The sequence below is a fragment of the Paractinoplanes bogorensis genome (genome assembly GCF_018829635.1).
Taxonomy (GTDB): domain Bacteria; phylum Actinomycetota; class Actinomycetes; order Mycobacteriales; family Micromonosporaceae; genus Actinoplanes; species Actinoplanes bogorensis.
Genome location: NZ_JAHKKG010000013.1, coordinates 284,320 through 294,934, shown reverse-complemented (window position 1 = coordinate 294,934; position 10,615 = coordinate 284,320). Strand labels below are relative to the sequence as shown.

Below are 10,615 nucleotides of genomic sequence, written 5' to 3'. Positions count from 1 at the left end.
GTGCGAAAACCTCTCCTGTCCGCCCTGCTGTCCCTGCTGCTCGTGCCCGTGACCGGTCCCGCACCGGTCCGGGCGGACGGGACCGTGTGGCACGTGGTCCGGCCGGGCGAGTCGCTGGCCTACATCGCCGCGCTGACCAACGTGAGCGCCGGGGACCTGGCCGACTGGAACGGCCTCCCGCCCGGCTCCACGGCCCAGGTCGACTCGGTGATGCGGCTGAACCCGCCGGACGCCCCGCTGCCCGCGTTCCGGACGCGCGTCGAGCCGGTCACCCCCGGCATGGTCAACTGGAATCCGCTCAAGCGCTGCCCGGTCCTGCCGATCAACCTGCGCAAGGTGTGGGTGTCGTACATCGACTTCACCGGCGCCTACCACGACGGCAGCGTGATCGTCCGCAAGGACGTGACGGCCCGTACCCAGCAGATCTTCGGCATCCTCTATCGCACCCGGTTCCGCATCATGGGCATGGCCCCGATGGCGGTCAACAACCCCACTGAGAAGAACATGGCCACCGTGACGGCCGGCTACAACTGCCGCGCGGTGGGCGGCACCACGGCCTGGTCGGAGCACGCGCTCGGCATCGCCATCGACATCAACCCGTTCCAGAACCCGATGATCCGGGGCCGCTCGATCTCCCCGGCCGGGAGCGCGTTCTATCTGGACCGGTCGCGCTACCTGATCGGCATGGTCCATCCCGAGGGGGCGGCACGCGCGTTCCTGGGCAACGACTTCTTCTGGGGCGGCACGTGGTCCAGCCTGAAGGACTACATGCACTTCAGCCTGACCAACAAGTGAGCGCGGCGGTCAGTCGTACACCCAGGTGAAGTCGGCGATCGTCCCGCCGAACGCCGCCCAGAAGGCCGTCGCGCCGAAGTGCCCGACGTCGTGCCAGAAGCCGAGCGCACCCGGTTTGCGGAACACGATGGTGTCGGCGCCCGACCAGCACACGGCCTGGTCGAGGCGGATCTGGTTCGGCAGGGCGTTGGTGCCGCTCTGGAACACCGACGCCACCCGGCCGGAACAGAAGTTCTGCGCCCAGATCTCCTTGGCCCAGTCGGTCTGGTTGGCCAGCCCGAGGACCACCTGGTTCCGGGGCACCCCGGCGACGGCACCGTCGTTGAGGTTCAGCCGCGCCCAGTTCCAGCCGGGCGCGTCGAGCTTCACCGCGATCACCCACGACGGGTTGCCGCCCGCCGGCGGGACGAAGGCGCCGTTGGCGCCCCACCACGGGTAGGGCGGCGTCAACGGGATGCGATCGCCGTAGACGCCACCGGCGCAGACACAGCTCGCCGCCCGGGCCGACGACGCCTCGGGCAGCACCTCGCGTACCAGGTCCTCGAGCTCGGCGCGCCGCGCCGGGTCCGTCGACGGGCCGGTGATCCCGACCGTTTCCCGCACACGAGGGCGGCACTCGCTCCGGCCCGACGGCTCCCCGGGCCGGCCCACGATCTCCGCGACCCGGCGCCGCAGTCGCTGCTCGTCCCCGCCGAAGCCCTCGACCCGGACGTTGACTTCGCCGGGCGCGGGCCGCTCGGCCGCGTCGAGAACAAGGTCGAAGTGTTCGTCGCCTCTCCGGATCGCGTTCACCGGACGACGACATCTCCCACCGGCACCAGAAGGTTGCCGGGCGGGATGATGCCCACCCGCACGTTGAGCACCGAGCAGGGCGGCAGGAAGACACCGGATCCGACGAACGTCTCGATCGGCGAGCGCGCCTGGAAATCGGTCACGCCCGCAGGCAGCCACATCGCCCGGTTGCTGCGGTAGTCCTGGAAGACCGAGAAGATACGCTCGCCCGCGCCGCTCACTCCGGGCCGGAAGATGCGGAAGACCAGGGACTTCGAGGCCACCTCGTCGTAGGTGTCGCACCAGGGCAGCAGCCATTGCACCAGAGCCGCGCCCGCGCTCTGCACCACGACCATGGCCTGGGTCTCCTGGTTGAGAACGGTCAGCAGTCCCAGGGTGGGATTCATCAGGTGCTGCACGCCGGTGTTCCACCACCGGGCCGCCGCGCCCGGCTCCGCGACCTCGGCGGCATCGACTTCGACCGGCTCGATCCACGGCAGTTCGACACCACGGACGTCTTGCGACATCGACATCTCGAGAGCCCCTCCGTAGGCACCTGTACCAAGCGGAGCGTGTCATCGAAGGCCGCCCGCGGGGTCGCTGAGGTCCCTGATCCGACATCCCGCGCGAAGTAGATTTCCGGGATGGACCGGCTTGCGGAGCAACGTGAGTACTACCGGCAGCGCGCCCCCGAATACGACGAATGGTGGCAGTCGCAGGGCCGCTACGCGAAGTCGCCCGACGACGAACGACGCTGGTCGGCCGACATCGACCAGGTCGTGCGGGCGCTGGACGACTTCGCCCCCACCGGCGCCGTCCTCGAACTGGCGGCCGGCACCGGCTGGTGGACCGAACACCTGACCCGCCACGCCGGCCACGTGACCGCCGTCGACGCCAGCGCCGAGACGCTCGCCCTCAACCGGCAACGCACCTCAGGCCGCGGCGAGGTGTCCTATGTGGTCGCCGATCTCTTCGAATGGGCGCCACCGGTGGCCGCTTTCGACGTGGTGTTCTTCGCCTACTGGCTCTCCCACGTGCCCGACGACCGCCTCACCCAGTTCTGCGGCCGGGTCGCCGCAGCACTGCGCCCCGGCGGCCGGATCTTCGTCGTCGACAGCTACCACCACGAGCGCCTCGCCGACGACCGCCAGGTGCGAGTCCTCAACGATGGTCGCCGTTTCGAGGTGGTCAAACGGTTCTGGCAGCCGGCCGAACTAGAATCCATCCCCGGCTGGCCCCTGACCGCGACGGTGACAACCAACCGTCACATCATCTACGCGCAACAACGGCGACTACTCCGGCGGCCGGCCGATGACTGAGTGCAACCCGCCGAAGCGCTGCACGGACTTCCCCAGGAGAGAGGTCTCAGCCTAGTAGACCGCCCGCGACCACCGTCTCCTGGCTGGTGAACTCGCCGGTCAGCATCGGCATCGCCCGGCCGATCGCGGCCCGCGTCTCCGGCAGTTGCAGAGAGGCGTCGTGCGCCTCGCGCGACTCCCAGATCTCGCTCACCCAGATCGTGACGTCATCGTCGGCGGCCAGCCCGACCACGTACAGATGGCAGCCCGCCGCCCGCAGCCCGTCGGCGCCGCTCGTCAGGATCGAGGCGACCTCGTCGCGGTGGCCCGGCTTGGTCTTCATCGAACCCAGATATCCGTAGAGCACGCCCCTGATCCTGACACGCCGGGCGTACGGTGACGGCATGGAGCCCGTGGTTCTCGTGATCGGCCTCGACCCGTACCGGGTGCCGGGTCCGTGGGACCCGACCCCGGTCGCGGCCGGCATCAAGACCGGCATGGCCCGTTTCGAGCAGGCCGGAGTCGGCGCCACCACGTGCCTGATCGGCCTCGACGGCAGCGACGACATCCCCGAAGTCGTCACCGCGGCCGTGCGCGAGCGGCCCTGGCGCGTCGTGGTCGTCGGCGGCGGCGTCCGCCACGACCTCGCGCTCTTCGAGCAGGTCATCAACCTGGTGCACCGCCACGCGCCCGGCGCTGCGATCGCCTTCAACGAGACACCCGACGGCACGTACGAGGCCGCCGCCCGTCACATGGAGTGAAAGAACTCCCGGAGCGCCGCCGCGACAACGACCGGACTGCCGTCGTTCCACGAACCGGAATGGTCGAGCCCGTCGAACTCGATGTGCTGCGACTGAGGCAGCACCTGATGCAACGCCCGGATGCTCTCGCGCAGAAAGGCCGGACTCCTGGTCCCGCTGAGCAACAGCATCGGCTTGTCCAGGGCCGCGAACGACGGCATCCGCCCGTCCATCCCGGCGACGTCGTGGAAGTCGTAGCGCACGCCCGGCACCAGGTCGCGCAGCTTGGCGGCCGGGCCGGTCCGGCGGTCGTCGGCGGTCAGCACGGCTCCGGCCAGCCGCCGCGCCATCGGCCGGGGCATCAGCCGGATCGGCGCCGGGGCGGTGCGGCTGACCAGCAGCGCGGTGACCAGCGCGGCCGGCAGATCGCCCTCGCCGACCTCGGTGAACAGCCGCCGCACGCCGTCCCGGTCGATCCCGTCGGCATAGAACGGCGGCTCGTAGACCGCGGCCCGCGTGACCCGGGGCAGCGTCCGGGCCGCCTCCAGCGTGATCATCGCCCCCGAGCTGAGCCCGTAGACCCACTCGGCACCGGTCTCGGCCAGCAGAGCGTCGACGTCCTCGACGTCACGGGCGATGTCGTGGTTCTCCTCGTACGGCCTCGGGCTCATCCCCCGCCCGCGCCGGTCCGGGGTGATGACCGTGAAGGCCGGCGCCAGCGCCTCGGCCAGCTTCTCGTAGTTGCGGGCCGTCCCCATCGCGCCCTGCACGAGCACGATCCCCGGCCCGGAGCCCTGCCGCAGGAACCCGATCCGCGTCCCGTCCCGCGACGTCACGTGTTCCATCGTTCTGCCTCCCGAAGCCAAGATTGTTATGCCGCAAAGCTACTTTGCGACGTGATAGATTGCAACACGTGGCGGAGGCGCAGCGGGTCATCGAGGTCCTGGCCCTGCTGGCGGCCGCGCAGAGCGAGCTGGGCCGCCAGTTCGCCCGCAGCCGCCAGATGCACCCGACCGACGCCGCCGCGATCGTCCAGATCATCGCGGCCGAGGACCACGGCGAGCCGCTCACCCCGGCCCGCCTGGCCGAGCGTCTCGACCTGACCACCGGCGCGACGTCGATCCTGCTCAACCGCCTGGAGGCAGCCGGCCATGTCACCCGGACCCGGGAGCACACCGACCGCCGGATCGTCACGCTGCACTCCACCCCGGCCATCCACGCCGAGGCGGCCGGCTTCTACGAGCCCCTCAACCAGCAGCTGAAAGACGTCCTGGCCGACTATTCCCCGGCCGACCTGGACCTGGTCGCGACGATCGCCACCCGCCTGCGCACGACGATGACCGCCCACATGACCCAGCCCCGATGACGCACGTCCACATCGTCTTCGCCCATCCCGCCGACCGCGGGTTCACCCGCGAGGTGCTCGCCGCGCTGCAGACCACGCTCACCCGGCAGGGACACACCCACACCCTCTCCGACCTGTACGCGATGGGCTTCCGCACCGAACTGAGCGCCGCGGAGTATGCGCGCGAGTCCGCCTACCGCACCGATCTCCCGGTTGCCGATGACGTCGCCGCCGAACAGGCTCGCCTCGCCGCGGCCGACATGTGGGCGTTCGTCTATCCGGTCTGGTGGGCCGACTGCCCCGCGATCCTCAAGGGCTGGTTCGACCGGGTCTGGACGGCCGGGTTCGCCCATCACACCGGCAATCCGATTTCCGTACGCAAGGCAGTTGTCCTGTGCACGGCCGGCCATCCGCTTGCCCGACTCGAGGCGGACGGCCTCTACCAGGCGATGCGCGCCACCATGCTCATCGACCGGATCGGCACCCGGGCCGATGAGGCCGGCTTCATCCTGCTGACCCGCGACGACAACCCGGCCGAAGCCGTGGAGGGGCTGTTCCCATGACCGACCTGCGGGAGTTCCGCCGAGCCTGTCACAAGGCAGCCGGCCGCGTCCGGGCCACCGTCACCGGGTTCCGGGTGTCCGACGGGGTCACGCCCAACTTCCATCAGGGCATCCTGGCCTTCCGCGACCGTACGGAAATCGCGGTGGTCCTCGCCCGTGACACCGGGGTCGCCGCCCTCGCCGAGCCGCGGGTGATCAGCTTCGCCGAGGCGACCGCGCTGGAGTCGGGCCCGCTGACGTTCGTCGACCACCCGGAGCTGACCGTGGCCCTGGTCGAGACGCGCGCCTTCCGGGTGATGACTACGGCCGAGCTGGCCGACCCTTTCGACGCGCGGGAATGGCCGCAGCTCACCGAGTACGACGTCCGGTTCTGGAAGCCGGAGACGCTCGGTGATGCGCTCTTCAACTACTGGGACTGACGGCCCGGGCGCTGCGGAGCAGGCCGAGCGCGGCCAGCACCAGACCGGCGTTCGCGACCACCATGACGACCATCTCGTTCCCGTACGCCGCAGGAGTCATCACGATCGTCGTGATCATGTAGAACACCGAGTCGACCACGATGAAGACGGCCAGGTAACGGGCCGCCCGCACCGATCCGGGACGACCCAGTGCGACCATCCCGGCGACGACCACACCGGCGTTGACGACGGCCAGGGCAGCCATGATCTCGACCACGACGGCGATCGGCCCCAGAAAGAACCACAGCACGATCGAGATCGGCCCCAGCACCGGGCCGGCCACGAACATCGAGCTCACCGCGGCGACACCGCGGATGACCACGGCCAGCGCCAGCACCCCGAGCGTCCAGCCCAGGAGACCTCTTCCTTGAACGCGTTCAACCACAGATCCGAGTGTAGACAGTCATCGACCCAAATGGATGCGCGACTTGCGCACATAAGTGCCCCCAGACCGGACCACCGCACGTGTAGACGGTCAGCGCACCAGGCGCCCCGGACCGTATGTCGTCCCGGCCTGGTCGCGCTCGAGCCAGCCCGTCTCGACGAGCATGCGGCGCACTGCGGCCACGTCGTCGGTCACCGCGGCCAGCCGCCGGTTGATCTCGCCCTCGTCGTAGAGGCCGTCGAGCCGCAGGAAGCGCGCCAGCAACTCCCCCAGCTGCGCGTAGCGCTCGCTCAACGTCGGCGGCATCGTCGAGAGCCGCCCGTGCGTGAAGTTGGCCCGCAGCTGCGGATAGTCGCCCAGATAGGCCGCGATCGGCTGGGCCCGCCCGACGGCCTGGGCCGCCTCCCGCAGTTCGCCCGGCGAGGCGCGATAGATACCGTTGGCCGTCCCCGTCGCCAGCCCGGCCCCGACCAGCCGGGCCAGGGCCTCGCCGGCGTTCTGGACCGTCACGTCGAGCGTGTAGGCCAGCTCGGCGATCGAGGCGCCGGAAGCGCCCCGATGGACGAGCTCGGTGTACGCCCGCAGACGCAACGGGACGGCCAGCTGGCTCAGGATCTCGGCGGCGCGGGCGGCTTCGGCAGACACACAAGTCAACCTAGGCTCGCCCGCGCCGTTTCAAAAGCCGATTACAGGCCGGCCACGTACGCCGCGATCCACGCCAGCGGCGCATTCCAGTTGATCGTCAGCTCGTTCGTGGACCAGGACTGGATGTCGTCGATGTAGCAGAACTGGCCGACGCATCCGGTGAGCTTGCTCTGTGCGTACGGGTCCTGGATGGACGAGTTGGGTCCGCCCGAGAGCGTGCCCACCGGCGGGTTCGGCAGACTCGGGTCGAGCTGCTTGGCGTACCACCGGCTGTGCTGGTTGTGCGAGCTCACCTCGCCGTACCCGGTCACGTAGGACATGTTGAGCGCGTTGCGCCCGAAGATGTAGTCGAGCCCGGTCAGCACGCCGTCGCGGTAGCGGTCGCGTCCGGTCAGTTCGTGCGCGGCCGCGATGACCACCATGTTGTTGAGGATCGTGCTGTTCGAGCCCCAGTCCCACATGTTGTTCGCGGGCGCGTACGGAACGCCGTACGGGTGCTGCTTCTGAATGGCCAGATACTTGTCCGCACCCGCCACCACCGAGGCCTTGACCGCGGCCAGGCCGGGCAGGCGGTTCGGCACCAGCGCCAGGTCGAGGCGTCCGGCCGCGGCCGTGTTGCCCCAGTCGAACGCGCCCGCACCGAACACGTCCGCCTTGTGCTCGGGCGACGCCAGGATGTCGGCCGAGTACTGCTTCTCACCGGTGGTCAGGAACAGCTCGGCCGCGGCCCAGTAGAAGTCGTCGCTCACCTTGGCGTCGTTGTACGGTCCGCCGCCGATCCCGTCCGACTCCGGCGCGAACAGGGCCGGGTTGGCCTTCGCGGCCGTGTAGGCGGTGCGCGCCGCGGACAACGCACGCGCAGCAAACGCGCGGTCGTACCGCTTGTAGACGCGCGCGGCCTGCGCGGCGGTGGCGGCCAGGTTGAGCGTCGCGGCCGTCGACACCGGGTGCAGTTCGCGCGGTTGCGGGTCCAGGTTGGGCAGTAACGGCAGCCCGGTCCAGGCCTGGTCGTGGATCTTGTGGTGCGCCATGCCCGCATACGGCTTCCCGGCCGGCACCTGCATCCGGAGCAGGAAGTCGAGCTCCCAGCGCACCTCGTTCAGCACGTCCGGGGTGCCGTTGCCGCTCTCCGGGATGGCCAGGCCGACCTTGCGCAGACCCGGCGAGCGCTCGTACGCGTTCAGCAGCTCCCACACCGAGATGCCGCCGTTGACCACGTACTTGCCGTGGTCGCCCGCGTCGTACCAGCCGCCCCGCACGTCGAGCCGGTAGTCGCACACCCCGGCCTGGCACGGCACGTCCGTGTCGCCCTGGTTCGGGGCCACGCCGATGTGCCCGGCCGGTCGCCCGTAGCCCGGCCGCAGCGCGTCGTCGATCGCGATCCCGCTGCGCTGCGTGTAATAGAACTTGAGCGAATCCGCGCGAAGTCGCTCGTACGCGGCCGCGTCGATGGCGAACGGCCGGCTGGTCTCGCCGTCCGCCGTCAGCGTGAACCCGGTGCCCTTGCGCGAATACCGGCCGAAGTCGATCGTCTGCACATTCTGGCCCGACGAAACGTCCACTCCGCGCGGTACGGAACGGCCGGTCGCCACCGAACGGCCGTTCTTGTCCCGCAGCGTCCACGGCAACGGCGTGGTCGCCGAAGTCACCAGCGTCGCCGCCTTGGGCCCGTCCGGCAGGTAGGCCACCTGGTTGACCCGCACCCGCGGACCGGTGTCCGGCTCGTACGTCTCCGGCGGCACCCCGCCCACCAGCGACACGTTGTCCACGCAGAACCTCCACGGGTCGGGGCTGCCGCCCACCTGGAACGCCACCTGCCCCTGCGCGGTCGTCGTGCTCGCGGCGAACGTCCACTCGTAGTGCGCGGTATCGCCCAGCACCGGCGACTGTTCGAAGTAGGTGTCGTACGGGTCGACCGCCAGCCCGACCACCGCGCGCGCCGACTTCGCCGCGCTGCCGCTGGCGTCGAACGAGAACCGGTAGCTCTCCCCCGCCACGAGATCGATGTCGTTCTGCCCGACGATCGCGTCCCACTTGTTCGCGGTGCCGCCCGGCACGTCCACACAGCCGCGCCCGTCGTCGAGCGCCAGCGTCATGCCGCCGTTGGCCCAGAACGGTGCCGTGCCGTCGTCGAAGCCGCCGTTCACCACCTGTTCGACCTCGGCGGCGCTCGCGGGCACCGCCAGAGCCGTCGTTATCAATGCCGCCGTGCCGACCACGGCCAGAATGCGGGAGCGCTCCCAGAGAGACATGGAAACATATTGATCGAAGCCGTCACGCCATGTCAACGAACCCGTAACAGAATCGGCCCCTCGAAGCGTTTCGACAAAACCGCAGATCAACGGCTTCCTGTCCCGGCGGGGTGGTGGGTACGGACCGTCGCTCCCGCGGGGACCGCAGCGGGCTTCGCAGGCCGCTGGCGCGTCCAGAACGCAAAGCCCACTACGGCGACCTGAGTGAGTGGTCACGCCCAAGAGCGAATCAGGCGCTGTTCTCCAATGGGGACACCGAAAGCGACCCGATCCCGCCCACCGCCTCGATGGTCAGCCCGCCGGACTTGTCGTCGCGGCCGCGGGCTCGCACCGTCCGGCCGCCGTCGATGCTCTCGTCGCGGTCGCCGTTCAGGGTGATCTCGCCCGCGCCCTTGCGGACCCGCACCTTGACCCGGAACTCGCCCTCGGTGCCGATCCGCCACTCGTGCACGCCGCCGGCCATCCGGATCTCGATCTGCCGGTCCTGCCGGGGCAGGGTCAGGTCGAGCTCGTTGGCACCGCCCTCGAAGTAGAAGTCGCGGACCGAGCCCTTGGCCATGTCGAACGAGCCGCGGCGGACCCCGCCCTCCATCCGTACGGTCCAGACGATCCGCTCGTCGAGCACCACGTGGACGTCGCCGCTGCCCTTGTCGCCCTTACGCTCGGCGGTGAGGGTCAGGTCGGTGCCGTTGAGCTTCGCGTCCGGCACCACGCCGCTGCCCGAGGGCGAGCTCACCCGGGCGATGCCGTTGTTCTGCGGCCGGCCCAGCGTCACGTTGATCTCGGTGAGGCCGCTGGCCAGCACGAACGTGCCCGCCTCGAAGGCCGGCCCGGCGGGCGGGGCGGGCGAGGCGGGCGCCGTGGCCGGGGGCGCGGTGGTGGCCGCGGCCGAGGTCGGCGCGGGCGGCGGCGCGACCGAGACCGGCGGGTTGGGGCTGCCGCCGACGATGATGCCGGAGTCGCCGGCCGCGGTCGGGACCGGCGCCGGGTCGTCGCCCCCGGCGACCAGCCGGGTCAGCACCACCACGCTGACGCCGAGGAACAGCACCGCGCCGAGGGAAGCGGCCAGCAGACGCAGGCGGCGGCGCGGCGGTTCCGGCGGCGGAGCGATGATCGTCGTCGGAGCCTCCGGCGGGGGGACCGGCGCGGCGCCCGTCTTGTCCGGCCAGTAGTCGGAGATGCGGGGCATCGACGCGGCCACGGCGGGTGGCGCCGACCCCGCATAGGTCCCGGTGTCGTAGTCGGGCGGAACATCGGCGGCGTCGTCCATCACGCCTCCTTCGGTGGCGGCCGCGGCGGCCCGTCGATCCGGGCGCCGTCACCGGGAGGTACGGGCAGGACACGAGGACGGTTCGATTCCCGG

14 protein-coding genes are annotated in these 10,615 nt (G+C 70.4%); 6 read left to right on the top strand and 8 right to left on the bottom strand.

Features of this window, described 5'->3' with window-relative positions:
- Positions 1-795, top strand: coding sequence for a M15 family metallopeptidase (locus KOI35_RS37080; RefSeq protein ID WP_215793368.1), 795 nt, complete (start codon positions 1-3; stop codon positions 793-795).
- Between the two features lie 9 nt (positions 796-804).
- Here the strand turns inward: KOI35_RS37080 and KOI35_RS37075 are convergent, their stop codons facing one another.
- Together KOI35_RS37075 and KOI35_RS37070 are read right to left on the bottom strand one after the other, a co-directional pair.
- Positions 805-1,587 carry a hypothetical protein gene (locus KOI35_RS37075; RefSeq protein WP_215793367.1) on the bottom strand — a complete coding sequence of 261 codons (783 nt, stop codon included), beginning with the start codon at positions 1,585-1,587 and terminating at the stop codon, positions 805-807.
- The gene (locus tag KOI35_RS37070) at positions 1,584-2,099 is read right to left on the bottom strand and encodes a hypothetical protein (RefSeq protein WP_215793366.1); all 516 of its coding nucleotides are present in this window, start codon (positions 2,097-2,099) and stop codon (positions 1,584-1,586) included. The genes KOI35_RS37075 and KOI35_RS37070 overlap by 4 nt, the downstream gene beginning before the upstream one ends.
- 111 nt (positions 2,100-2,210) lie before the next feature.
- Between KOI35_RS37070 and KOI35_RS37065 the strand changes: the two genes are divergently transcribed.
- Positions 2,211-2,885: a class I SAM-dependent methyltransferase gene (locus KOI35_RS37065; RefSeq protein WP_215793365.1), complete on the top strand. Its 675-nt coding sequence runs from the start codon at positions 2,211-2,213 to the stop codon at positions 2,883-2,885.
- Positions 2,886-2,931: 46 nt separating this feature from the next.
- Here the strand turns inward: KOI35_RS37065 and KOI35_RS37060 are convergent, their stop codons facing one another.
- Positions 2,932-3,231 carry a putative quinol monooxygenase gene (locus KOI35_RS37060; protein WP_215793364.1) on the bottom strand — a complete coding sequence of 100 codons (300 nt, stop codon included), beginning with the start codon at positions 3,229-3,231 and terminating at the stop codon, positions 2,932-2,934.
- Positions 3,232-3,268: 37 nt separating this feature from the next.
- Here KOI35_RS37060 and KOI35_RS37055 point away from each other — a divergent pair, with 37 nt between their 5' ends.
- Positions 3,269-3,625 carry a hypothetical protein gene (locus KOI35_RS37055; RefSeq protein WP_215793363.1) on the top strand — a complete coding sequence of 119 codons (357 nt, stop codon included), beginning with the start codon at positions 3,269-3,271 and terminating at the stop codon, positions 3,623-3,625.
- On the opposite strand, the gene KOI35_RS37050 is transcribed toward KOI35_RS37055, so the two are convergent.
- Positions 3,613-4,440 carry an alpha/beta fold hydrolase gene (locus KOI35_RS37050; RefSeq protein ID WP_215793362.1) on the bottom strand — a complete coding sequence of 276 codons (828 nt, stop codon included), beginning with the start codon at positions 4,438-4,440 and terminating at the stop codon, positions 3,613-3,615. The genes KOI35_RS37055 and KOI35_RS37050 overlap by 13 nt on opposite strands.
- A gap of 77 nt (positions 4,441-4,517) precedes the next feature.
- Here KOI35_RS37050 and KOI35_RS37045 point away from each other — a divergent pair, with 77 nt between their 5' ends.
- From KOI35_RS37045 to KOI35_RS37035, 3 genes are read left to right on the top strand one after another with little or no spacing between them, the layout of a single operon-like run.
- Positions 4,518-4,970: a MarR family winged helix-turn-helix transcriptional regulator gene (locus KOI35_RS37045; RefSeq protein WP_215793361.1), complete on the top strand. Its 453-nt coding sequence runs from the start codon at positions 4,518-4,520 to the stop codon at positions 4,968-4,970.
- A complete protein-coding gene (locus KOI35_RS37040; RefSeq protein ID WP_215793360.1) occupies positions 4,967-5,512 on the top strand; it encodes an NAD(P)H-dependent oxidoreductase in 546 nt (181 codons plus the stop codon). Before KOI35_RS37045 ends, KOI35_RS37040 begins: the two co-directional genes overlap by 4 nt.
- Complete coding sequence (locus KOI35_RS37035) at positions 5,509-5,931, top strand: hypothetical protein (protein ID WP_215793359.1); 423 nt, start codon at positions 5,509-5,511, stop codon at positions 5,929-5,931. The genes KOI35_RS37040 and KOI35_RS37035 overlap by 4 nt, the downstream gene beginning before the upstream one ends.
- Here KOI35_RS37035 and KOI35_RS37030 read toward each other — a convergent pair.
- From KOI35_RS37030 to KOI35_RS37015, 4 genes are all read right to left on the bottom strand, one after another.
- The gene (locus KOI35_RS37030; protein ID WP_215793358.1) at positions 5,915-6,355 is read right to left on the bottom strand and encodes a hypothetical protein; all 441 of its coding nucleotides are present in this window, start codon (positions 6,353-6,355) and stop codon (positions 5,915-5,917) included. The two genes, KOI35_RS37035 and KOI35_RS37030, sit on opposite strands and share 17 nt — an antisense overlap.
- Positions 6,356-6,445: 90 nt before the next feature.
- Positions 6,446-7,000, bottom strand: a complete 555-nt coding sequence (locus tag KOI35_RS37025) for a DUF2087 domain-containing protein (protein WP_215793357.1) — start codon at positions 6,998-7,000, stop codon at positions 6,446-6,448.
- Positions 7,001-7,041: 41 nt separating this feature from the next.
- The gene (locus KOI35_RS37020) at positions 7,042-9,252 is read right to left on the bottom strand and encodes a glycoside hydrolase family 9 protein (protein ID WP_215793356.1); all 2,211 of its coding nucleotides are present in this window, start codon (positions 9,250-9,252) and stop codon (positions 7,042-7,044) included.
- A gap of 229 nt (positions 9,253-9,481) precedes the next feature.
- Positions 9,482-10,522, bottom strand: coding sequence for a hypothetical protein (locus KOI35_RS37015; protein WP_215793355.1), 1,041 nt, complete (start codon positions 10,520-10,522; stop codon positions 9,482-9,484).
- Between the last annotated feature and the right edge of the window lie 93 nt (positions 10,523-10,615).